This is a genomic window from Streptomyces sp. NPDC104226, from assembly GCF_055584085.1.
The window spans coordinates 211,293-233,526 of record NZ_JBVJMS010000003.1 but is presented as its reverse complement, the minus strand read 5'-3'; the positions used below and the strand labels follow the sequence as shown (position 1 = coordinate 233,526).

General features: G+C 71.7%; 19 protein-coding genes, 1 tRNA gene and 1 riboswitch. Of the genes, 14 read left to right on the top strand and 6 right to left on the bottom strand.

Features of this window, described 5'->3' with window-relative positions:
- Positions 1–27 precede the first annotated feature (27 nt).
- Positions 28–411: a hypothetical protein gene (locus tag ACZ60J_RS10970; RefSeq protein ID WP_469680664.1), complete on the bottom strand. Its 384-nt coding sequence runs from the start codon at positions 409–411 to the stop codon at positions 28–30.
- Between the two features lie 359 nt (positions 412–770).
- On the opposite strand from ACZ60J_RS10970, the gene ACZ60J_RS10965 reads away from it, so the two are divergent.
- From ACZ60J_RS10965 to ACZ60J_RS10950, 4 genes are all read left to right on the top strand, one after another.
- Positions 771–2,486, top strand: coding sequence for a glycoside hydrolase family 71 protein (locus tag ACZ60J_RS10965; RefSeq protein ID WP_469680663.1), 1,716 nt, complete (start codon positions 771–773; stop codon positions 2,484–2,486).
- Positions 2,487–2,607: 121 nt separating this feature from the next.
- A riboswitch (cobalamin riboswitch) is annotated at positions 2,608–2,747 on the top strand.
- A gap of 43 nt (positions 2,748–2,790) precedes the next feature.
- Positions 2,791–4,569 carry a ribonucleoside triphosphate reductase gene (locus ACZ60J_RS10960; RefSeq protein WP_469680661.1) on the top strand — a complete coding sequence of 593 codons (1,779 nt, stop codon included), beginning with the start codon at positions 2,791–2,793 and terminating at the stop codon, positions 4,567–4,569.
- Positions 4,566–5,252, top strand: coding sequence for an anaerobic ribonucleoside-triphosphate reductase activating protein (locus ACZ60J_RS10955; RefSeq protein WP_469680659.1), 687 nt, complete (start codon positions 4,566–4,568; stop codon positions 5,250–5,252). The genes ACZ60J_RS10960 and ACZ60J_RS10955 overlap by 4 nt, the downstream gene beginning before the upstream one ends.
- A gap of 90 nt (positions 5,253–5,342) precedes the next feature.
- Positions 5,343–6,524, top strand: coding sequence for an aminotransferase class V-fold PLP-dependent enzyme (locus tag ACZ60J_RS10950; RefSeq protein WP_469680658.1), 1,182 nt, complete (start codon positions 5,343–5,345; stop codon positions 6,522–6,524).
- A 25-nt stretch (positions 6,525–6,549) separates the two neighbouring features.
- Here the strand turns inward: ACZ60J_RS10950 and ACZ60J_RS10945 are convergent, their stop codons facing one another.
- Both ACZ60J_RS10945 and ACZ60J_RS10940 read right to left on the bottom strand, forming a co-directional pair.
- Entirely contained in the window at positions 6,550–7,668 is a 1,119-nt protein-coding gene (locus ACZ60J_RS10945) for a fatty acid desaturase family protein (RefSeq protein ID WP_469680656.1), read from the bottom strand.
- A 7-nt stretch (positions 7,669–7,675) separates the two neighbouring features.
- Positions 7,676–8,731 (bottom strand): ferredoxin reductase, encoded by a 1,056-nt coding sequence (locus tag ACZ60J_RS10940; RefSeq protein ID WP_469680655.1) that lies wholly within the window; start codon positions 8,729–8,731, stop codon positions 7,676–7,678.
- Positions 8,732–8,818: 87 nt separating this feature from the next.
- Here ACZ60J_RS10940 and ACZ60J_RS10935 point away from each other — a divergent pair, with 87 nt between their 5' ends.
- Complete coding sequence (locus ACZ60J_RS10935; protein WP_469680653.1) at positions 8,819–9,958, top strand: PucR family transcriptional regulator; 1,140 nt, start codon at positions 8,819–8,821, stop codon at positions 9,956–9,958.
- 90 nt (positions 9,959–10,048) lie between these two features.
- Here ACZ60J_RS10935 and cobF read toward each other — a convergent pair whose 3' ends face one another.
- The gene (cobF, locus tag ACZ60J_RS10930; RefSeq protein WP_469680651.1) at positions 10,049–10,801 is read right to left on the bottom strand and encodes a precorrin-6A synthase (deacetylating); all 753 of its coding nucleotides are present in this window, start codon (positions 10,799–10,801) and stop codon (positions 10,049–10,051) included.
- Positions 10,802–10,819: 18 nt separating this feature from the next.
- Here cobF and ACZ60J_RS10925 point away from each other — a divergent pair, with 18 nt between their 5' ends.
- The 4 genes from ACZ60J_RS10925 to ACZ60J_RS10910 are packed head-to-tail and all read left to right on the top strand — an operon-like array spanning position 10,820 to position 14,082.
- Positions 10,820–11,575, top strand: coding sequence for a (Fe-S)-binding protein (locus ACZ60J_RS10925; RefSeq protein WP_469680650.1), 756 nt, complete (start codon positions 10,820–10,822; stop codon positions 11,573–11,575).
- A complete protein-coding gene (locus ACZ60J_RS10920) occupies positions 11,572–13,059 on the top strand; it encodes a lactate utilization protein B (RefSeq protein ID WP_469680649.1) in 1,488 nt (495 codons plus the stop codon). Before ACZ60J_RS10925 ends, ACZ60J_RS10920 begins: the two co-directional genes overlap by 4 nt.
- Entirely contained in the window at positions 13,056–13,688 is a 633-nt protein-coding gene (locus ACZ60J_RS10915) for a LutC/YkgG family protein (RefSeq protein WP_469680647.1), read from the top strand. Before ACZ60J_RS10920 ends, ACZ60J_RS10915 begins: the two co-directional genes overlap by 4 nt.
- A 4-nt stretch (positions 13,689–13,692) precedes the next feature.
- Entirely contained in the window at positions 13,693–14,082 is a 390-nt protein-coding gene (locus ACZ60J_RS10910) for a VOC family protein (RefSeq protein ID WP_469680646.1), read from the top strand.
- 19 nt (positions 14,083–14,101) lie between these two features.
- Here the strand turns inward: ACZ60J_RS10910 and ACZ60J_RS10905 are convergent, their stop codons facing one another.
- On the bottom strand, positions 14,102–14,662 hold the full coding sequence (locus ACZ60J_RS10905) for a DUF309 domain-containing protein (protein WP_469680645.1): 561 nt from the start codon (positions 14,660–14,662) through the stop codon (positions 14,102–14,104).
- Between the two features lie 118 nt (positions 14,663–14,780).
- On the opposite strand from ACZ60J_RS10905, the gene ACZ60J_RS10900 reads away from it, so the two are divergent.
- The 4 genes from ACZ60J_RS10900 to ACZ60J_RS10885 all read left to right on the top strand — a co-directional run bounded on the left by ACZ60J_RS10900 (position 14,781) and on the right by ACZ60J_RS10885 (position 20,813).
- A tRNA-Pro gene (locus ACZ60J_RS10900) sits at positions 14,781–14,854 on the top strand.
- A gap of 200 nt (positions 14,855–15,054) precedes the next feature.
- Positions 15,055–16,686, top strand: a complete 1,632-nt coding sequence (locus ACZ60J_RS10895; protein ID WP_469680643.1) for a phosphodiester glycosidase family protein — start codon at positions 15,055–15,057, stop codon at positions 16,684–16,686.
- 425 nt (positions 16,687–17,111) lie between these two features.
- Positions 17,112–18,791: a hypothetical protein gene (locus ACZ60J_RS10890; RefSeq protein ID WP_469680641.1), complete on the top strand. Its 1,680-nt coding sequence runs from the start codon at positions 17,112–17,114 to the stop codon at positions 18,789–18,791.
- A gap of 171 nt (positions 18,792–18,962) precedes the next feature.
- Positions 18,963–20,813 (top strand): ABC transporter ATP-binding protein, encoded by a 1,851-nt coding sequence (locus tag ACZ60J_RS10885; protein ID WP_469680639.1) that lies wholly within the window; start codon positions 18,963–18,965, stop codon positions 20,811–20,813.
- A gap of 51 nt (positions 20,814–20,864) precedes the next feature.
- Here the strand turns inward: ACZ60J_RS10885 and ACZ60J_RS10880 are convergent, their stop codons facing one another.
- Complete coding sequence (locus tag ACZ60J_RS10880) at positions 20,865–21,626, bottom strand: AfsR/SARP family transcriptional regulator (RefSeq protein ID WP_469680637.1); 762 nt, start codon at positions 21,624–21,626, stop codon at positions 20,865–20,867.
- Positions 21,627–21,937: 311 nt separating this feature from the next.
- Between ACZ60J_RS10880 and ACZ60J_RS10875 the strand changes: the two genes are divergently transcribed.
- A complete protein-coding gene (locus ACZ60J_RS10875; RefSeq protein ID WP_250741964.1) occupies positions 21,938–22,204 on the top strand; it encodes a StsA-related sactipeptide RiPP in 267 nt (88 codons plus the stop codon).
- Positions 22,205–22,234 lie beyond the last annotated feature (30 nt).

The window sequence follows — 22,234 nt, the reverse complement described above, 5'->3', positions numbered from 1 at the left end:
CCGGGGCGGACCCGTTCGTGCGCCCGGTCAGAGCCGGTGCACCCGATCCGGAGCGAAGGCCAGCGGATCGCTCCCGGCGGCCAGGACCCGCAGCCCGGGAGCCACGGCGAGCAGCTCGCGCAGCCAGTCCAGGGCCTCGGACGCGAGGTGCTCGCAGCCGTCGAGGACGAGCAGCATGTCGCGCTCCGCCAGCCACGACGCCGCGTTCGTCGTCCCGCACGGCAGGAACGGCATGCCCGGTACGCAGCCCAGCGAAGCCGTCAGGTCGCGGACCCCGAAGCGCCGGTCCATGGACACCACGGCCACGCCGTCGTAGAAATTGGACGAGAGCCGCTGCCCTATCTCCCGTACCACCTGGCTCCGGGGCTCGCGGGACCGTCCGGTGACGGTCAGCACTCTGCCCCGCCGCACGGCGGTGAAAAGACGGGACAGCTCTGTGGAGGCAACCGGGCACGTACCGGCTCCTCTGGAATCCCTCATCGGCACGATGCCCCCCTGCATGCGTGACCAGGTGCGGCAAGAGTGTTGTTTCAAGCCGCATCTAGATGATTATGCGCCAGTTCTATCGGATGGCTAGGGGAATTCCCTATTCCGGTGAAACGCCCGTGCCGCCCGGTGATCGCAGGAGATGTACACCCGACGCGGCTTTGTCCATTCCCGCCGCCCCGACCCCCGGGGAACGGTTGTCCGGGGGCGGGGAATCCGCTGTACTGCTGCTGTGCGGCCCGAGGTACGGGCTTGGCGCGGGCATATGCGGGGGAGGGGTCAGGATGAGTGCGGACCGGCGTCGGGCAGGGCGGGGCGCGAGACCCGAGTCGCACAGGCGCCGTGCGGGCTTCCGTCGCCGAAGACCCCTGCTGAGCCTCTTCCTGTCCGCCTTCCTCCTCGTCGGCGTCGGCGCCGCGACGGGCATCGCCTGGGAGCCCCGCACCGTCGCCGACGCACGGGCCCGCTCCGGACCCGGCCCGGTGGACACCCTTCCCGGCACCCCCGGCGACGGCCCCTCGCCGGCCGCCGGCGGCCCCGGCGCCACCGGCCCGGCCGCGAGCGACCCGCAGAGTCCCGGCGGGCAGACCCCGGCCCCGAAGGCCCAGGGCTCCGGCCCGGACGACGCGGCGCGCCCCACGGGGGCCCTGCCCTTCGACATGCCCCAACCGGCCGTGCTGCGCTCCGGCGCCGCCGGCAAGAAGCTGGTCTTCGCCCACTACTTCACCCCGTACCCGCTCTCCCTGGACAACGTCGGCGCCGACGCCGACTACTACACCCGCAACTACCTGAAGCCGGACGGCGAGAACGGCAAGCACGCGCGCTACGGCGGCCTGCTCCGCGACCGCCCGCTGCCCGTCCCGCCCAAGGACGGGGACTGGGAGCTCGCCAACCTCCGGCAGGAGGTCCGGACGGCCCGCGCCGCAGGCATCGACGGGTTCACCCTCGACCTGCTCTCTCTGACCGGGAAGAACCGGGAACGCTGCAACCTCCTGATGGAAGCGGCCCGTTCGGTGGATCCGGCCTTCAAGATCATGCTGATGCCGGACATGACCTCCCTGGGCACCGACGACCCCGCCGTGCTCGCCGACCTCCTCGCGGAACTCGGCAGGGCCCCGGCCGCCCACCGGCTCCCCGACGGCCGACTGGTCGTCTCGCCGTTCAAGGCGGAGGAGAAGAGCCCCGCCTGGTGGACCGGGGTCATGGACCTCCTGAAGTCCCGGCACGGCATCCGTACCGCCTTCGTCCCGCTCTTCCTCGACTTCGGCGCCCACAGCAGCGCGTTCGAGCCCATCAGCTACGGATTCTCCGAGTGGGGCAGCCGCAGCTACGTCGGCCAGGAGAGCTCCACGCGCGACGTCCGGCGCGCGCACGCCGCGGGCAAGATCTGGATGCAGCCCGTATCGGTCCAGGACGCCCGCCCCAACCAGGGCATCTACGACGAGGCCGGCAACACCGCGACCCTGCGCGCCACATGGAACCGCGCCATCGAGGACGGGGCAGACTGGGTCCAGCTCGCCACCTGGAACGACTACAGCGAGGGCAGCCAGTTCGCGCCCTCCCTGCACAACGGCCATGCCTACCTTGACCTTTCCTCCTACTACCTCACCCGCTTCAAGACGGGCCGCTGGCCGGAGATCGTCCGCGACACGCTCTACCTGAGCTCGCGCACCCAGTTCGCCGCCGCCGACCCGAGCGGCAGCCAGTCCCTCGTGATGGCGCTCCGGGGCGGCAGCGCCGCGGCCCGGGACACGGTGGAGGTGCTGAGCTTCCTGACCGCGCCCGCGAGCATCCGTACGGCCGTGGGAGCGGCCGAGGGCGCGCACGCGGCCCCGGCCGGGGTCCACTCCGAGCTGCTGCCCCTGGCGCCGGGCGTCGGCGCGGCGTCCGTGGTGCGGGGCGGCAAGACCGGGGCCCGGGTGGAACTGCGCCACCGGGTGGAGCGGACGGTGGAGGTGCAGGACCTCCAGTACTACGCCGCCACCAGCGGCCGGAGCTGAGGCTGCAGGGCTCCGGTGCGCGGCCGGAGGGCTCCGGGCGCGTCCGCAGGGGCTGAAGTCCCTTGCCTCGGGACCTTGGTCACCCCATATGTAGTGGTGGTGCTCGGCCGTCGCATCTATATGTAGTGTTGGCTCTGCCGGTTCGGCGGGCCTCTCCCCGACCGAGGCAACAGGGAACCCGGTGGGAATCCGGGACTGCCCCGCAACGGTGAGTCCGCCACGGCGGACGAGTCCGACACCTGCCGGCACGGGGTTTCGCACAAGCCCGCCATTCTTCCGTGCCGAGCCTCGTGGGAGGGCTGCCGTGACTGCTGTCGTCGATGCCGTGGAAACCGTGACCGAGTACCTGGACCGCCGGGACTGGCGGGTGAACGCCAACGCCAACCAGGGCTACTCGCTCGGCGGACTCATCCTCAACGCCGCGGGCAAGGTCACCGCGAACTACTGGCTGGAGCAGGTCTATCCCGCCGCCGTGGCCCGCGCCCACCGTGAGGGCGACCTCCACATCCACGACCTGGACATGCTCTCCGGCTACTGCGCCGGCTGGTCCCTGCGCACCCTGCTCACCGAGGGCTTCAACGGGGTCCCCGGCCAGATCGACTCCGCCCCGCCCAAGCACCTGTCCTCGGCCGTCGGCCAGATCGTGAACTTCCTCGGCACCCTGCAGAACGAATGGGCGGGCGCCCAGGCGTTCTCCTCCTTCGACACGTACCTGGCGCCCTACGTCCGCCTGGACGCGATGACGTACGACCAGGTCAGGCAGTGCATCCAGGAGCTCGTGCACAACCTCAACGTGCCCTCGCGCTGGGGCACCCAGACCCCCTTCACCAACCTCACCTTCGACTGGACCTGCCCCGAGGACCTGCGCGAACAGGTCCCGGTGGTCGCGGGGGAGGAGACCGGCTTCACCTACGGCGAGCTCCAGGCCGAAATGGACATGATCAACCGGGCGTACATCGAGGTGATGACGGAGGGCGACGCCGCCGGGCGGGTGTTCACCTTCCCCATCCCGACCTACAACATCACCCGCGACTTCCCCTGGGAGAGCGAGAACGCCGAGCGGCTCTTCGCGATGACCGCCAAGTACGGTCTCCCGTACTTCCAGAACTTCATCAACTCCGCGCTCGAACCCCACATGATCCGCTCCATGTGCTGCCGGCTCCAGCTCGACCTGACCGAGCTGCTCAAGCGCGGCAACGGCCTCTTCGGCAGCGCCGAGCAGACCGGCTCGCTCGGTGTGGTCACCCTCAACTGCGCCCGGCTCGGGCACCTGTACGCGGGCGACGAGGCGCGGCTGCTGGCCGAGGTGGACCGGCTGTGCGAGCTCGCCAGGGACAGCCTCGAACTCAAGCGGATCACCGTCCAGAACCTGATCGACGGCGGCCTCTTCCCCTACACCAAGCGGTACTTGGGCACCCTGCGCAACCACTTCTCCACCATCGGGGTCAACGGCGTCAACGAGATGGTCCGCAACTTCAGCGGGGACGCGTACGACATCACCGATCCCGCGGGGCACGCCCTCGCGGTCCGCCTCCTGGACCGGGTCCGGGCCCGGATGGTCGACTTCCAGGAGAGCACCGGCCACCTGTACAACCTGGAGGCCACCCCCGCCGAGGGCACGACGTACCGCTTCGCGAAGGAGGACCGGGCGCGCTTCCCCGGCATCCTCCAGGCCGGCACCGACACCAACCCGTACTACACCAACTCCTCCCAGCTGCCCGTCGGCTGGACCGACGACCCCTTCGAGGCGCTGGAACGCCAGGACGAACTGCAGGGCAAGTACACGGGCGGCACCGTCCTGCACCTGTACACCCCCGAGCGGATCCCGACGGCGGAGGCCTGCCGCAAGCTGGTCCGGCGCTCGCTGGAGACCTTCCGGCTCCCGTACCTGACGGTGACCCCGACCTTCTCCATCTGCGCGGACCACGGCTACCTGGCGGGGGAGCAGCCCCACTGCCCCACGTGCGGGGCGGCGTGCGAGGTCTGGACCCGGGTCATGGGCTACCACCGCCCGGTGTCCTCCTTCAACATCGGCAAGAAGGGCGAACACGCCGAGCGCGTCCACTTCAAGGCGGCGGTGTGAGCGGCGGGGCGGCCCCGGACGGGGCGGCCGTCGATTCGACCGGCGCTGCCGCCACCGGCGCGGCGGCCTCCGGCGACGTCATCCGCATCGGAGGCTGGTCCCGGCTGTCCACCTGCGACTGGCCCGGAAGGCTGGTCACCACCGTCTTCTGCCAGGGCTGCCCCTGGCGCTGCGGCTACTGCCACAACCCCGGCCTGCTGCCGGCCCGGGCCCCCGCCGCCGTCTCCTGGGACGAGGTGCTCGGCCACCTCGCCCGCCGGACGGGGCTGCTCGACGGCATCGTCTTCTCGGGCGGGGAACCGCTGCTCCAGCGCGGCCTGCCTGGGGCCGTACGGGAGGCCCGCGCACTGGGCCTGGAGGTCGGCCTCCACACCGGGGGAGCCTTCCCCCGGCGCCTGGCCCGGCTGCTGGATGCGGACCTGCTGGACTGGGTCGGCTTCGACGTCAAGGCCCCGCCCGGCCGCTACGAACGGGTCACCGGCATCGGCCACGCGGCCGCCGCGGCGGAGCGCAGCCTGCGCCTCCTGCTCGCCTCGGGGGTTCCCCACCAGCTCCGCACCACGGTGGACCCGGCCCTCCTGGACCCGCCCGCCATGGCCGACCTGGACGCCTGGCTGGCGGAGCTGGGCGCCGGGTCCACCCACCGCCAGCAGGTGCGCCCCCCGGCCCCGGCCGCGGGGTAGGGGGGTGGGGGTGCCGTCGCGGGCGGTCTGCGGGCATGATCGGCCCGACGACCACGACAGCCGCGCGCCGCACCCACGGAGGTCACATCCATGAACGATCCGGTCCCGTCCGCAGCACCCCTGCCGTCCGCCGCACCGGCCCGCCCCGCCGAATTCCCCGCCGGGCGGAGCCTGTTCCGGCTGGACCCGGCGGTCAGCCACCTCAACCACGGCTCCTTCGGAGCCGTACCGATCCCCGTGCAGGAGGCGCACGCGGCCCTGCGCGCCCAAGCGCACGCCGACCCCGACGCGTTCTTCATCGGGGCCCCCGACCGGCTCGTCGAGGCCCGGTCGCGGATCGCCGCCCGTCTGGGTGCCGACCCGGACGGCATCGCCTTCGTGTCCAACGCCACCGAGGCCGCCAACGTGGCCCTGGACGCCGTGGAGTTCGCCGCCGGGGACGAGATCCTGGTCACCGACCACGGCTACGGCACGGTCGTCGCGGCCGCGGCCCGCCGCGCCCCGCTCACCACCGTGGCCCTGGGCACCGACCTGCCCGACGAGGACGCCGTACGGGAAGCCGTGCTGGCCGGAGTCACCCCGCGCACCCGGGTCGCCGTACTCGACCACATCAGCTCGCCCACCGCCCGGCTCATCGCCTCGCCCCGGCTGCTCGCCGAACTCGCCGAGCGGGGGGTCACGACCATCGTGGACGGCGCCCACGCCCCCGGGATGATTCCCGACCCCCTGGGCGGGGGCGCCGACTTCTGGTTCGGCAACCTCCACAAATGGGCCTACGCCCCCTCCGGCACCGCGATCCTGGCCGTCGCCCCGCAGCACCGCGCCCGGATCCGGCCGCCGGTGCCGTCCTGGGAGGACCACTACGGCTTCCCGCGCTCCGTGGAGAACCGCGCCACCTACGACTACACCGGCTGGCTCGCCGCCCCGGACGGGCTCGACCTGCTGGAGGAGCTCGACGCGGCCAAGGTGCGGGCGCACAACAGCGCCCTCGCCGCCTACGGTGCGGCCCTGCTCGCCGAGATCCCCGCAGTCGCCCCGCTCCCGTACACCGAGGGCCTCGCCCTGCGCACGCTGCGGCTGCCGCCCGGGGTGGCCGAGACCCCGGAGGCCTCCCGCGAACTGCGCGAGCGGATCGCGGCCGAGCAGCGGATCCGGGTACTGATCTGGCCCTGGCCGGGCGGCGGCGGGATCCGGGTGAGCGGGCAGATCTACAACCGGGCCGAGGAGTACGAGCGCCTCGCCGAGGTACTCCCGGCCTACCTCCGCCCGTAGCCGTACGGGACGGCCGGACCGGGAATCAGGCCGCGACGAGCTCCTGTTCGCGGTCCGGCGTCCTGACCCTGGGCTTCTTGTTCGGCAGCGAGAGCCGGAAGACCTTGTGCCACGCGGAGAACACCTGCTTGGGCAGCGGCCCGGTGACGTACTCCAGCTCGTACTTGTCGAACAGCGCGCGCACCTTCACCGCGACCTCGGCGTACCGGTTGCTCGGCAGGTCCGGGAAGAGGTGGTGCTCGATCTGGTGCGAGAGGTTGCCGGTCATGAAGTGCATGGCCTTGCTGCCGCTGATGTTCGCCGAGCCCATCATCTGGCGCAGGTACCACTGGCCGCGCGTCTCGCCCTTGATCGACCGGCGCTCGAAGACCTGCACGCCCTCGGGGAAGTGCCCGCACATGATCACCGAGTGCGTCCAGATGTTGCGGACCAGGTTCGCGGTGAAGGTGGCGGCGAGCGTGGGGAGGAAGGACGGGCCCGACAGCAGCGGGTGGATCACGTAGTCCTTGAGCACCTGCTTGCGGATCTTGCGGCCCACGGCCTTGGCCCGCGCGCGGAACTCCGGGTTCTTGCGGCGGCGCTTGCTCAGGTTCCTGCCGAGCTCCAGGTCGTACGCCGCGATGCCGTACTCGAAGAAGCAGGCGTTGAGGAAGTTCCACAGCGGCTGGCCGAGGTGGAACGGGTGCCACCGCTGGTCCTCGTCCACGCGCATGATGCCGTAGCCGAGGTCGTTGTCCTTGCCGATCACGTTGGTGTACGTGTGGTGCAGCTCGTTGTGCGAGTGCTTCCACTGGTCGGACGGCGAGACGTGGTCCCACTCCCAGGTGGTGGAGTGGATCTTCGGGTCCCGCATCCAGTCCCACTGGCCGTGCAGGATGTTGTGGCCGATCTCCATGTTGTCCATGATCTTCGCCACGGACAGGCCGGCGGTGCCGATCACCCATGCGGGCGGGAAGATCGAGAACAGCAGGACGCCCCTGCTGACCAGCTCGAGCTTGCGCTGCGCCGAGATCACCTTGCGGATGTAGGCGGCGTCCTTCTCGCCCCGGCTGGCGATCACCTCGTCACGGATCGCGTCGAGCTCGCGGCCGAGCTCCTCGATCTGCTCCGCGGTCAGGTGGGCGGTGGGGTCGATGGCGGTCAAGGTGTTCCTACCGTTCGATGGTGCAAGGGCCCGCCGCGGCGGACACGCAGGTCTGGATGAGGACGCCCGGCTCGGCCTCGGTGATCTCGCCGGTGCGCAGGTCGCGGACGGCGCCCGAGGTGAGCGGTGAAACGCAGCCGAAGCAGATGCCCATGCGGCACCCGGAGGGCATGAGCACGCCGGCCTCCTCGCCGACGTCCAGCAACGGCGTGGCGCCGTCCGCGTCGACGGACTTGCCGCTGGCGCCGAACGTGACCTCGCCGCCCTCGCCGGCGACGACGATGCCGGGGCGGAAGCGCTCGGTGTGCAGCCGCTCCCGTACGCCGTGCCCGGTCCAGTGCTCCTCGGCGGCGTCGAGCAGGCCCGCGGGCCCGCAGGCCCAGGTCTCGCGCTCGGCCCAGTCGGGCACGAGTGCCTCGAGACGGGCGATGTCGAGCATGCCGTCCGTGTCGGTGTGCACCTCGGTGAGCCGCAGCTTCTCGTCCGCGACCAGGCCGTGCAGCTCGCTGCGGAAGATCACGTCCTGCGGCCGCGGCGCGCTGTGGACCATGACGACGTCGTCGAACTCGGTGTCGCGCAGCATGCCCATCACGGGCGTGATGCCGCTGCCGGCCGTCAGGTACAGGACCTTGGCGGGCTTGGCCCGCGGCAGCACGAACTCACCGGTCGGCTGGTCGAGCTGGATCAGCGTGCCCGGCGTGGCCCTGCGGACCAGGTGGTTGCTGACCTTGCCGTCCGGGATCGCCTTCACGGTGATCGTGAAGCGGCCGTCCTCGCGGTCCGTCGGCGAGGTGATGGAGTAGGCACGCCACAGGCGCACCCCGTCGACGTCGATCCCGATCCGCACGTACTGGCCGGCCGTGTGGCCGCGCCAACCCCGCCCTGGCTTGATCACGACGGTCGCGGCGTCACCCGTCTCGGGGTGCACGGCCTCGATGCGCCCCCGCAGGTCGGCGCCCGCACGCAGCGGGCTGACCAGGTCGAGGTAGTCCGACGGCAGCAGCGGCGTCGTGACCATCTCCAGCAGCTTCCACGCCCTGCTGCGGAGGGCTGTACTCGTCATGGCCCCAGCTTGGTAGACGCCGAGGCGTAAAGTCCTGACCGTAGGACGTTAAATCTGGTCGGCTGAATTGTTCGCAGGGAACAAAAAGTGAGTCATGCAAGCAGGAGGGCCAGTGAGCTGGCCCTGGATGAGACGACGGTCACCGCACTCCGTGCAGCGCTGAAGAACACCGCCGACGAGGTCGTCGAGGCGATCATCGAGGAAGTCCATCCCTACGCCAACGCCCTGTCGGGCCGCATGGGCGCCACCATCCGCCGGTCCGTCCGCACCGCCCTCGGGCACTATCTGGATCTGGCCACCGGGAACGCCACGGGAGGCGACGCCGGTGACGCGGCCTACGAGCTGGGCCGCGGCGAGGTGCGCGACGGCCGCTCGATGGACGCCCTGCTCAGCGCCTACCGCGTCGGCGCCCGCGTGGCCTGGCGATGCCTTGCGGCCGGTGCCGTACCCGCGGGCCTGCCCGCCGCCGAGGTCGCCAAGTTCGCCGAGCTGACCTTCGCCTACATCGACGAGCTCTCCGCCGCGAGCGCCGCGGGCCACGCGGACGAACTGGCGGCCCGCGGCCGGGCCCACGAGCGCCACCTGGAACACCTGGCCCGCGATCTGCTCGCCGGCGCGAGCACGGACGTACTGCTCGCCTCCGTCCAACGGGCCGGGTGGCAGCCTCCGGTCTCACTGACCGCGGTGCTGCTGCCCGCCGCCCAGGCCCGGCCCGCCTACCGCACGCTCGACCCGAACACCCTCGTCCTGGACGACCTGCCGGACGCCACCGGTGTGCTGCTCGTCCCCGACGCCGACCGGCCGCACCTGGTGCGGCAGCTGACCGAGCGCGCCGCCGTGGTCGGCCCGGCCCGGCCGTGGACCCGTGCGTCGGCCTCCTACGCCCGAGCCGTACGCGCGCGCTCCCTCTCCTCCGACATCCGCGACACCGAGGACCACCTGCCCGAGCTGGTGCTGAGCGCCGATGCGGACGCGTTCGCGGACCTGCGCGCACGGGCCCTCGAACCGCTGCGGACCCTGCCCGTCACGACCGCACGGCGACTGGAGGAGACGCTGCGGGCCTGGCTGCTCCACCAGGGCAGGCGGGACGAGGTGGCGGCCGCCCTGTTCGTGCATCCCCAGACGGTCCGCTACCGGATGGCGCAGCTGCGGGACCTGTTCCCGGACCTCGCGTCACCGCAACGGATCCTCGAACTGACCCTGGCGGTCGGCCCGAGGGCCACCTGACGTCCGCCCGGCCCTCGCGCCGCGACCCGGTGGACCTGCTGGGTCACGGCACCAGACGCCGCGGGCCCGGCACGATCCGAAAGAGACGGCCTAGTCGCGCCGGAGCAGGTACGTGTCCATGATCCAGCCCTTGCGGGCACGGGCCTCGGTGCGCAGCTCCTCGATCCGGCCGGCGACCTCAGCCAGCTTTCCCGAGACCAGGATCTCGTCGGGGGTGCCGACGTACGCACCCCAGTAGATGTACAGGTCCTGGTCGAGGTGGGCGGTGAAGGCGTGCCGGGCGTCCAGCATCACCACCACGTCGTCCACGTCGGCCGGCCAGCCCTCCGCGAGCCGGCGCCCGGTGGTGATCTGGACCGGGCGGCCCACCCGGTTGAGGGTGGTGCGGTGGCGGGCCAGCAGCGAGGAGATGCTGCTGATGCCGGGCACCACCTCGTGCTCGAAGGCGACCCGCCCCTTCTCCAGCACCTCGTCGAGGATCGCGAGCGTGGAGTCGTAGAGCGAGGGATCGCCCCACACCAGGAACGCGCCCGTCTCACCCTCCGCGAGGTCCTCGGCGATGAACCGCTCGAAGAGCTCGGCCCGCGCACTGCGCCAGCCGTCCACCGTGGGGGTGTAGTCGGCGGGCGTCCGGTCGCGATCGGGGTCGCGGCCCTCCACCAGCCGGTGTCCGGGGCGGGCGTGCGCGTCGAGCATCTCGCGCCGCAGTCCGGTCAGATCCGCCTTCTCCTCGCCCTTCTCCAGGATGAGGAATGCGTCCGCCGCGCCGATCGCCCGGACCGCCTGGAGGGTCAGGTGGTCCGGGTCGCCCGCGCCTATGCCGATCACTGAGAACTTCTTCACCGGGCTATTCTGCCCGTCATGCGTGTCGCCCTGTTCGTCACCTGCGTCAACGATGCGCTCTACCCGCGCACGGGCATCGCCGTCGTCCGCCTCCTGGAGCGGCTCGGGGTCGCCGTGGACTTCCCCGCCGCCCAGAGCTGCTGCGGGCAGCCGCAGTACAACACGGGCTACCGGCGTGAGGCGGAACCGCTGGTCCGGCGCACCGCCGAGGCCTTCGCCGGGTACGCGTACGTGGTCACCCCCTCGGGCTCCTGCGCCGCCATGGTCCGCTCCCACTACCCCCGGATCGGCCGCGCCGCCGAGTCCGAGGGCCGGGGTCCCGCCCTGGCCGCGCTGGCCGAGGACCTCGTACCGCGCGTGTACGAGCTCACCGAGTTCCTGGTCGACGTGCTCGGGGTCACGGACGTCGGCGCGTACTTCCCGCACACCGTCACCTACCACCCCTCCTGCCACGGCCTGCGCGGCCTCGGGCTCGGGGACCGGCCCCGCCGGCTGCTGGCCGCCGTACGCGGTCTGGAGCTGCGCGAACTGCCCGGAGCCGAGGAGTGCTGCGGCTTCGGCGGGACCTTCGCCGTCAAGAACCCGGACGTGTCGGCCGCGATGGGCACCGACAAGACCGCGAACGCCCTGTCCACGGGCGCCGAGGTGCTCTGCGGGGCCGACAACTCCTGCCTCGCCCACCTGGACGGCATCCTGCGCCGCCGGGGCGCCCCGCTGCGGGCCCTGCACCTCGCCGAGATCCTGGCCGCGACGGAAGAGGAGCCACTCGTATGACGGGCACGTACCTCGGCATGCCGGCCTTCCCCGACGCGGCCCGCGAGGCCGTACGGGACGAGGTGCTGCGGGCCAACCTCCGCCACGCCACGCACACGATCCGCGACAAGCGGGCGCGGGCCGTCGCCGAACTGGAGGACTGGGACCGGCTCCGCGCCGCCGGCAAGGCCGTCAAGGACCACACCCTGGCGCACCTGGACCGGTACCTGCTCCAACTGGAGGCCGCCGTCACCGCCGCGGGCGGCACCGTCCACTGGGCGGCCGACGCCGACGAGGCCAACCGCATCGTGACGGACCTGGTCCGGGCCACCGGGGAACGGGAGGTCGTCAAGGTCAAGTCCATGGCCACCCAGGAGATCGGCCTGAACGAGGCCCTGGAGGCGGCCGGGATCGCCGCGTACGAGACCGACCTCGCCGAGCTCATCGTCCAGCTCGGCCACGACCGCCCCTCCCACATCCTGGTCCCGGCCATCCACCGCAACCGCGGGGAGATCCGCGACGTCTTCGCCGCGGAGATGGCCGGCTGGGGCCGTCCGGCGCCCGAGGGACTGGGCGACGACCCGCGCGAGCTCGCCGAAGCCGCCCGGCTGCACCTGCGCGAGAAGTTCCTGCGGGCCAAAGTCGCCGTGTCCGGCGCCAACTTCATGGTCGCCGAGACCGGCACCCTGGTCGTCTTCGAGTCCGAGGGCAACGGCCGGATGTGCCTGACCCTGCCCGAGACGCTGATCTCGGTGGTCGGCATCGAGAAGGTGATCCCGACCTTCCGCGACCTGGAGATCTTCCTCCAGACGCTGCCGCGCTCGTCGACCGCCGAGCGGATGAACCCGTACACGACCATGTGGACCGGCACCGTCGACGGCGACGGCCCCTCCGTGTTCCACCTCGTCCTCCTCGACAACGGCCGCACCGACACCCTCGCCGACGAGGTGGGCCGCCAAGCCCTGCGCTGCATCCGCTGCTCGGCCTGCCTCAACGTCTGCCCGGTGTACGAGCGCGCGGGCGGCCACGCCTACGGCTCCGTCTACCCCGGCCCGATCGGCGCCATCCTCAGCCCCCAACTCCGCGGCACCGGCAGCGAGATCGACGCCACCCTGCCCTACGCCTCCACCCTCTGCGGGGCCTGCTACGAGGTCTGCCCGGTCGCCATCGACATCCCGGAGGTCCTGGTCCACCTGCGCGAACGCGTGGTCCAGGGCGGCCCGGTGACCCGCGAGGGACTCCGCGTCCACATCCGCCCCGCCGACGGCCACACCGCCGAACGGGCCGCCATGCGGGCCGCCAGGCTCCTCCTCGACCGCCCGGACGCGCTGCGCGCGGGGGAGCGGCTGCTGGCCCGGGCCCGGCGGCTGCGACCACGCCGGCTGCCGGGGCCGGGGCGGGCCTGGACGGACAGCCGGGAGCTGCCGGAGCTCCCGGAGCGCTCGTTCCGCGACTGGTGGGCGGCGCGCGAGAAGGAACAGCGGGAGAAGGAGGGACGCCCATGAGCACCAGGGAGCAGATCCTGGCCCGCATCCGCAGGGCCCTGCCCGAGCCGCGCCCGGACACCGCGATCCCCCGGGACTACCTCGCGGCCCACGGCGCCCGCACCCCGGCCGAGTCCGTCGACCTGCTCGCCGCGAACCTCGCGGAGTACCGGGCCAAGGTCCACCGGGTGGACGAGGACGGCATCAGCGATCTGCTGGCCCGCCTCCTCGCCGAACGGGGTGCGTCGTCGGTGCTGGTACCGCCCGGGCTGCCGCCGTACTGGCTCGCGGCGGCCGATCCGACCCGGATCCACGACCGCGCGGCCTCCACCCCGCACCAACTGGACGCGGTGGACAGCGTGGTGACGGGCTGCGCCCTGGCGATCGCCGAGACCGGGACCATCGTCCTCGACGGCGGCCCCGCGCAGGGACGGCGCCGGATCACCCTCGTACCGGACCACCACATCTGCGTGGTCCGGGTCCCCGGCCAGGTGGTGGACTCGGTTCCGCAGGCACTGCCCCTGCTGGACCCCACCAGGCCGCTGACCTGGATCTCCGGGCCCTCCGCCACCAGCGACATCGAACTGGACCGGGTGGAGGGCGTGCACGGCCCCCGCACCCTGGAAGTGGTCCTGCTCGGCGCACAATGAGGGCATGCCCTCCCACATCGCCCTCACCGCCCTCGTCGTCCACGACTACGACGAGGCCATCGACTTCTACACCCGCGCGCTCGGCTTCGACCTCGCCGAGGACACCCCGCGCCCCGACGGCTCCCGCTGGGTCGTGGTGCGCCCGCCGGGCGCCAAAGAGTCCGCCCTCCTGCTGGCCCGCGCCAAGGACGACGCCCAGCGCTCCCGGGTGGGAGACCAGACGGGCGGCCGGGTCGGCTTCTTCCTCTACACCGACGACTTCGCCGCCGACCACGCCCGGATGACCGCCGAGGGCGTCCGCTTCCTGGAGGAGCCGCGCCACGAGGCGTACGGCTCGGTCGCCGTCTTCCAGGACCTCTACGGCAACCGCTGGGACCTCCTCCAGCCGGCGTAGCCCGGGCGGGGCCCCGCGCTCAGGCGGCGGGGCCGGGCCCGCCCGTGAGCCGTGGTGCCTCGGCGGCCGCGTCGACGACCGTCCCGGCCTCCACCCGTCCCGCCAGCTCCCGGGCCCATCCGACCAGCCCGGCGAGGTCCATCCCGTACGGGGTTCCGTACGGGGTTCCGTACGGGGTCCCGGGAGCCGTCGGGGCCGGGTCTGCGGCCCCGGGGGCGGCCCCGGCCGCGTCCCGCCCGGCCAGGGCCTCGGCTCCGCGGCGCAGCAGCCGGGCCCCGCCCACCGCGTTCCCGCGCGCGGCGTGCGTCAGCCCGACCGCCAGCTGCGCCAGCGCCCGCCACAGCGGCGCCTCGGCCCCGGGCCCCGACTTCCAGGCGTCCTCGAACACCTCGTGCGCGTGGAACGGCATCCCGGCGTCCAGCAGCCGCTGCGCCTGCGCCACCGTCTCCCCGGGCGACCGCACCACTCCCTCGGGCTGCCGCTCCACGCCCCGGGCCCCGTAGGGCAGCGGTCGTCCCAGCCCGTCCCGGGGCCGGGCGTTCCGCGCCCGCCCCTCATCGTCCCGATCCCGTGCGTTCACCCCTTCATCCTCCCTTCATCCCCCTCCTGCCGATAACCGGTGCATGGACACCCCTCGGTGTGGGGTAATGTTCTGCATGTGCCGCCGAGACGGGGGAAACCCCAGATCAGAAGCACATCGGGACGTGGCGCAGCTTGGTAGCGCACTTGACTGGGGGTCAAGGGGTCGCAGGTTCAAATCCTGTCGTCCCGACTCGAAAGAGTCGTAGGCCGAGGGGCCGTTTCAGAGCAATCTGAAACGGCCCCTCGGTCGTTTTCGCGTGGCGGCCCTGCGATGCCCGCCTTCCCCGCGGTTCCGCGGAATTCACGTGTGCAGCAAGCGGTGTTGCGCCGCGCGCCACGTGCCGACCCTGCACTGAGAAGACGCACCATCTCACCTCCAGGGAGATTCGTATGCGTCTGACACCGCGGGTCGCAGCGTCGTCCGCCGCCGTCCTCGTCCTCTGCGCGGTCACCGCGGTCGGTGCGGCACCGGCAACCGGAGCCCCGGAACCGCCGGCCGCGTCACCGCGCGCGCCGGAGGCCGCCGGCTTCTCGCCCCTCACCATCCCGCCCGTGGCCTCGGCGCAGTCCGTCGTGCTCGCCCCCGGGGTCACCCGTACCTCCTTCGTCCTCGGCCGGGCCGGCGCCGACGACGCCTGGACCGTCCACGTGAACCAGCCCCTGACCGCCGACGGCCCGTACGACCGGGCCACCGCGGCCCTCGGTGCCCGGGAGCGGGCCGATCAGGTGGCCGGGGCCCTGCGGGCCAAGGGCTTCGAACCCCGGGTGGAAAAGGTCCTCATCCCCGCCTTCGCCGACCGCCCGGCCGGCACGCTGGGCTGGACCGTGAGGATCGGGCGGTACGCCGACCAGAGCGCGGCGACGGCCGCCCTCGCCCAGGTCCGGGCGGCCGGGTTCGCCGGGGACACCCGGTACACGGCGCAGGACGGCACGGACGCCGACGCCCTCCAGCGGGTGTTCGTCCTGCGGGTGGACTTCAAGCAGTTCACCGGCCGCCTGGCCAGCGACTTCGGGCCGACCATCGACGTCCACGAGAAGCTGCCCGACCTGGCGACCGCCGCCGGGGCGCTGGCGGGCGTCAACGCCCAGTGGTTCGCGGACAAGGCCTCGCTCGGCCTGTACGTGAAGGACGGCCGCCTGCTCAGCGCCGCCACCCAGGGCCGCAGCGGGGTCAGGTTCTCGGACGGCGGGCGTCAGCTGGACGTCGACACGTACACCACGCGGATCACGGTCGGCGCGGGCGGCTCCACCAGGGAGGTCGACGGCATCAACCGGATACCCGGCGAGATCTGGAACTGCGGGGGCGTCGGCGGCGACCTGCCCACCCAGCACCCGCAGCACGACCTCAAGTGCACGGACGACAGCGAGATCGTCCGCTTCACCCCCGAGTGGAGCACCCCGCCGACCGGAGCGGGCGCCGAGGTGGTCCTGGACCGCAACGACCGGGTGACGGCGGTGCACCGCACGCGCGGGGCCAAGCCGCCCGCGGGTGGATCCACCCTCCAGGCGATCGGCGAGAGCGCCGACTGGCTGCTCGCGCACGCGCGCCCCGGCGCCCGGCTGCGCATCGTCCAGCGCGTTCTGGACGGAGCGGGACACGCCGTCCCGCTCACCGCGGACACCACGATCGTCCAGGTCGGCCCGACCCTGATCCGGGACGGCCGGATCGCGGTGAACGCCCTCGCCGACGGCATCATCCGCCAGGGCGCCGACCAGACCTTCACCTACAACTGGGTGGTCCGCGGCAACCCCCGCACCATGCTGGGCGTCGACGGCCAGGGAAGGCTGCTGCTGGTCGTCGTGGACGGACGCCGGGCCGGGTGGAGTGCGGGCCTGGGCGTGGCCGGCGCCGCGACACTGATGAAGTCCCTGGGCGCCCGGGAGGCGCTGAACCTCGACGGCGGCGGATCGAGCGTGATGGTCACCGCCGGGACGGGCGTGGTCAACCGCCCCTCGGACGCCACGGGCCCCCGCTTCCTGGGCAACGTCCTGCTATTGCATGCCGGCGCCGGCGGCCGCTGATCGTTTGGTGCAGCAAACGCACCGTGGGAACGAAGAGAACGCGTGAGCCCGAACCCAAGCTCCTAGGGTCAGACCGACCGAAACGGATCATTTGGGTTCGGGTTTGCCGTGTTGGTGATGACATCGGATCAGATTTAGCTATGCCAATGCGAATTCCGTGACCTACTCTGCGGTGATCCACGTTCTTGACGTTCTCAGGAAGACGCAGAAATCCCATGATTCGCCGAAGAGCCGGTGCACGAGTGCCCCACGCGCTCACAACCCTTGTCACGCTCGTCCTCCCGCTCACGGCAGCAGACCTGCTGTACGCACCCGGCGCGGCCGCAGCGGACCAGACCAAGCCCGAGGTCCTGAGCGCCGCAGCCTACGAAGGGAACTGGGAGCCTTCGGCCGAGGGAAGCAAACCCGTCCCTTGCAACGGTCTGATGCGCAAAAGCGATCTGGCGCTGACCGCGGTCCTGCGCGACGGTGACGGTGGCCGCGTCACCCCCCAGTTCGTCGTGACCACCGCCGCGGGCGCGTCCGTACCGGTCACCTACGTCAACAGCGTGTCCAGCGGCGGCACGGCGACGTCAATGGTCCTCGGCGCGAACCTCCCCACCGGCGACTACAAGTGGAAGGTCCGCGCGAAGGACGAGGAGGGCGCCTACAGCGCCTTCACGGCCGCGTGTGCCTTCAGCGTCGACGCCGAAGCGCCCGAGGAGCCCGTCACCGTCACCAAGGAGGACGGCACCCCCTACACGGCTCAGCCGGTGCGCACCAAGGTGCGCCTCAAGTTCAAGCATCCGGACACCGACCTCGCCGGATTCTGCTGGACCATGGACGGCCCCTTCTCCGTATCCAACACTCCTTGTGCCGGAAGCAACTGGATTCCCCTCGCGCAGGGCGTCGCGGAAGCCACTGTCGAAGTCAGCCTCACGACCCGGCCCAGGAACACGCTGTACGTCCGCGCCTACGACAAGGCCGGCAACAGCTCACCCTCCGACGGTGCAGTCGACGTCACGTGGCTGGATACGTACTCGGCTTCCTTCGTCTACCCGGCCGGGCAGACTCCGGCGAACCGGACGTTCGCGGACCTCCTCGGCGACCTCAACGGCGACGGCTTCGTCGACCTGCTCGGCGTCCAGCCTGACGGCGGTCTGCGTCTCTACTCCGGCAACGGAGCCGGCCGCGTGCAGATGCGCGTCGTCTCGGCCTCCGGCTGGAAGGGCGCGCTGATCGCGCACGGCGGTGACTTCGGCGGGCTCAGGAGCTCGGCCGCACCCGACGGGTTCGAGGACGTCATAGCCCGCTTGAGCGACAACAAGCTCTACCTCTATCCGAACAACGGGTTCGGCGACCTCACGCACGCCAACCGCCGCGAGCTGCGACCGCCTGCGGGCCTCGGTTCCCTGGGCTGGGGACGGCTCCAACAGATCGTCGCCCCCGGTGACCTGGACCAGCGCACCGGCAACGGATACAAGAAGGGCAACGACCTGGCCGTCGTCGAATGCGTGGACGACGCCTGCTCCAGCGCCCGCCTGCGCATCTATTCCGGCCGGACCCTTTCCGATGGAGGCGCGGACCAGACCCAGCCCTTCGACTTCCAGACCCCCGTCTACACCGGCGGTACCACCTGGAAGAACTACGAGATCCTCGGAATCGGGGACCAGAACGGCGACGGCGTCAAGGACATCCTCGCCCGCAACAAGACCGACGGGAACCTGTACCTCTACGCCGGAAAGATCGCCGCGGACGGCAAGTTCAGCCTCGCGCCCCGCGTCGCCTACGCCACCGGGGGCTGGAAGCCCGCCGACCGGCCGCTGATCGTCACCCACGGCAACGCCCAGGGCGCAGTTCTCGGCAAGACGTTCACCGACGAGGGCCAGACCGTCGCGTACAAGCAGTTCCAGCCCAAGGCGGGTGACGAGCAGGGCGACCTGTGGGCCACCACTCCGGCCGACGCCAAGCGCGTGGTGAACTACGTCGACAGCGCGGGCAAGGCGGCCAGCACCACCTGCCCCACCGGCTGCCTGCTCTTCTATCCGGGTGGTCCCACCGGGCTCAAGCAGCCCCAGCTGGTCGGCGCGAGCGGTTGGGCGACCAGCGTCACCAACCTCTTCTGACCTCACCCGACCCGAGCAACACGTGCGGCGCCGCCGGTCGACCCGGCGGCGCCGCCCTTCGTTGAGGGGGCGGCCGGTTTTCGGCTATCGGGAGAAAAGCCTTGGACCCCGTGGGCGCCCGTGCGGGACACTCCGCTTTCCGACCAGACGGTCCGAGAAGGCAGGGTTGGGATGGGATCGCCCGAATCGCACGGAAGTCCACCGAACACACACCCACCGCGCAGGAGTCCCGTACTCCTCGCACTTCGCTACTACGGGCGGGAGCTGGTCCGCCTGCGCCGGCTGACGGTGCCCGCGATGCTGCTCCCGGCGCTGGGCAACATCGGCATCCACTACATCGCACCGCTGGTCGTCGCGAAGCTCGTCGGCCGGATCGCGGGCGGGGGAGAGGGTGCGGGGGCCAGCGGGGGATCCCTCGGCTGGGCGATGCCCTACGTCCTCGGCTTCGCCGGGGTCCTGCTGCTGTCGGAGGCGTTCTGGCGCATCGGGCTGCACTGCCTGAACCGTCTCGACGCCCGCGGGATCGAGCAGCTCTACGTCGCCGGAATGGACGAACTGTTCGCCAAGGACGCGGCGTTCTTCCACGACAACTTCGCCGGATCCCTCACGAAGCGGGTCCTGAGCTTCGCCTCCCGCTTCGAGGAGTTCGTCGACACGCTGACGTTCTCGGTCATGGGCAGCTTCGTGCCCCTGCTGTTCGCCTCGGTGGTGCTGTGGCAGTACGACCCGCTGCTCGTCGTCGGGCTGCTGGTGATGATCACGATCACCGGGGTGTGCGTGGCGCCCCTGATCCGCCGCCGCCAAGTGCTCGTCGCCCGGCGGGAGGAGGCGATCGCCCGAGTGTCCGGCCACGTGGCGGACAGCCTGATGAACATGGACACCGTCCGGGCGTTCGCCGCCGAATCGCGCGAGGCCGCCGAACACCGCACCCGCGTGGCGGAGTCGAGGAAGCTCACCCTGCGCTCGTGGGACTACGGCAACCTGCGGATCGACACCCTGGTCGCACCCCTGTCCGTGGCGACCAACGTGCTCGGACTGATGCTCGCCATCGTGCTCGGCGGCGGAGCACACGGGGTGGAAGCGGTCATCGTCGCCTTCACCTACTATGCCAGCGCGACCCGGATCGTGTTCGAGTTCAACCAGATCTACCGCCGCCTGGAGAGCTCGATGACGGAGGCCGCGCAGTTCACCGAACTGCTGCTGACACCGCCGACCGTGCTCGACCCGGTGGAGCCCGAACCGCTGCGGCGTCCGCCGACCGCCGATGTCCGGTTCGACCGGGTGAGCTTCGGCCACGAGGGCGGGAAGCCGCTCTTCGAGGGCCTGGAGCTGGCCGTGCCCGCGGGGTCCAAGCTCGGTCTCGTCGGCCGGTCCGGCGGGGGCAAGACCACGCTCACCCGGCTGCTGCTGCGGATGACGGACATCGACGCGGGCCGGATCCTGATCGGCGGGCAGGACATCAGCCGGCTGAGCCAGGCCGACCTGCGCAGCCTGATCGCCTACGTCCCCCAGGACCCGGCGATGTTCCACCGCACGCTGCGCGACAACATCGCCTTCGCCCGCCCGGACGCCACCGAGGCGGAGATCCGGCGCGCGGCCGAGGCCGCACACGTCACGGAGTTCGCCGACGGGCTGGCGGACGGCTTCGACACGATGGTGGGCGAGCGCGGGGTGAAGCTGTCCGGCGGGCAGCGCCAGCGGGTCGCCCTCGCCCGGGCGATCCTGCGCGACGCGCCGATCCTGCTCCTCGACGAGGCGACCAGCGCCCTGGACTCCGAGAGCGAGATCCTGGTCCAGGACGCGCTGTGGCGGCTGATGGCCGGGCGGACGGCGCTCGTGGTCGCGCACCGGCTGAGCACGGTCGCCACCATGGACCAGCTCGTCGTCCTCGACCGCGGGCGGATCGTCGAGCAGGGCACGCACCACCAACTCCTCGACGCGGAAGGCGCCTACGCCAAGCTGTGGCAGCACCAGTCGGGCGGCTTCATCGACGACACCGCCGAACGGGCCGACCTGCACTGAGAAGGGGGTGGGAGGGGGGCCTCGTACCGGCGGCGGTACGACGGCACCCGCTCAGAACTCCGCCGCCAGGGCGAGCTGTCGCTCGCGGTCCTGTCTGAGCAGTTGTGGGATGGCGCCGCTCGGCGCCACGCCCAGTTCCGCGGAGAGCAGCTCCTGATAGCCGCGGTAGCGGCGGTGTGCGTCGGCCACCTCGCCGACGAACAGGCACGACTGGACGGCGATGCGCCGGGGCGCCTCCCGCAGCGGGTCGGCCTGGGTCGCGGCGTCGGCCAGTTCGAGCACCGCGGCGTGCTGGCGGCGCTGGAGGAACCGCTCGGCGAGGCGCTCCAGGGTCCCGATGCGCTGGACCTTCCACTTCTCCTGGAACGGTACGAGCCAGTCGTCGTCCCAGTCGTTCAGCAGCGGGTGGCGCAGTACGCTCCACGCCTGCGGCAGCCGGTCCTCGCCGGCCGTCGTCATCGCCGCCCCGGCCGCACCGGTCTCCGCCGCGATCAGCCGCGCCGCCGCCCGGTAGTCCACCTCGACGTGATCGGCGAGGGCGACGGTGGTGTGCGAGACCCTCAACAGGCCCCCGTCCGTGGCTTGATTCAGCCGCCACAAGGTCTGGCGCAACCGGGCACCCGCCCGGTCCTGCGGGGCGTCGGGCCACAGTCGGGCGGCGAGTTCACCGCGCCGGAGCGGGCGGTCGCCGAGCACCAGGGCGGCGACGAGCCGTTGCTGGATGTCGCTGAGATCGGTGACCCGCTGGTCGGTGCGGCAGACGAAGCCTGGCAACAGCGATATGTGCACGATGCCTAAGCCGGTGGGGTTCATCGCACCTCTCGGGTCGTCCGACGGGCCGCCGGCCGCCGGGTGGGCGCTCCATTGATCCCGATTTCCACGTTCGCTTCACATGGGCTTCACAGCGGCTGTGGTATGAGCGTGAGGCACGGTCCGGAGGTCGTCAACACCCGCGTGCGGCGCGTTCCAGCCGTCCCGACGCGCTGTCGGAAGACGCTCGCCCGCGTTGCGTATGTCCCCTTCGTCGCTCCCGCACAACCCACATTCGTGGGGTTGTTTCAGGGGTCCGCCGCGACCAGTCTCGGTTGCGTCCCCGATCGAACGCGACAGCGAAAGGTGGAAGCATGACCTTCAACGCCCTGGAGTCCCTGCGTGCGGCCGGCGTCATCGGAGGCACGATGGCACCCGCCCTCGAAGAGTTCTACGCCAGCCTGACCCCCGAGGAGACCAAGGTCCTCATCTCGACGAAGACCCGCCTCGCGGCGATCCTGCCCGACGTGGTGGCGCACTCCCAGGACTGGACCTCCCCGGAGGCCACGAAGGAGGGCTTCGACGCCGCGATGCTCTGTGCCTGCGGCCTCTGGTCGGGATCGGGCCAGGCCGAGAACTGACCGTTCCACAGGCGGGGTCCGGCGGCCACT

Bases quoted from the DNA above. Each gene is read 5' to 3' on its own strand.
- ACZ60J_RS10895 (WP_469680643.1), top strand. From the start codon at position 15,055: ATGCGTCTGACACCGCGGGTCGCAGCGTCGTCCGCCGCCGTCCTCGTC.
- ACZ60J_RS10965 (WP_469680663.1), top strand. From the start codon at position 771: ATGAGTGCGGACCGGCGTCGGGCAGGGCGGGGCGCGAGACCCGAGTCG.
- ACZ60J_RS10875 (WP_250741964.1), top strand. From the start codon at position 21,938: ATGACCTTCAACGCCCTGGAGTCCCTGCGTGCGGCCGGCGTCATCGGA.
- ACZ60J_RS10910 (WP_469680646.1), top strand. From the start codon at position 13,693: ATGCCCTCCCACATCGCCCTCACCGCCCTCGTCGTCCACGACTACGAC.
- ACZ60J_RS10915 (WP_469680647.1), top strand. From the start codon at position 13,056: ATGAGCACCAGGGAGCAGATCCTGGCCCGCATCCGCAGGGCCCTGCCC.
- ACZ60J_RS10950 (WP_469680658.1), top strand. From the start codon at position 5,343: ATGAACGATCCGGTCCCGTCCGCAGCACCCCTGCCGTCCGCCGCACCG.
- ACZ60J_RS10885 (WP_469680639.1), top strand. From the start codon at position 18,963: ATGGGATCGCCCGAATCGCACGGAAGTCCACCGAACACACACCCACCG.
- ACZ60J_RS10920 (WP_469680649.1), top strand. From the start codon at position 11,572: ATGACGGGCACGTACCTCGGCATGCCGGCCTTCCCCGACGCGGCCCGC.
- ACZ60J_RS10940 (WP_469680655.1), bottom strand. From the start codon at position 8,731: ATGACGAGTACAGCCCTCCGCAGCAGGGCGTGGAAGCTGCTGGAGATG.
- ACZ60J_RS10925 (WP_469680650.1), top strand. From the start codon at position 10,820: ATGCGTGTCGCCCTGTTCGTCACCTGCGTCAACGATGCGCTCTACCCG.
- ACZ60J_RS10880 (WP_469680637.1), bottom strand. From the start codon at position 21,626: ATGAACCCCACCGGCTTAGGCATCGTGCACATATCGCTGTTGCCAGGC.
- ACZ60J_RS10890 (WP_469680641.1), top strand. From the start codon at position 17,112: ATGCGCAAAAGCGATCTGGCGCTGACCGCGGTCCTGCGCGACGGTGAC.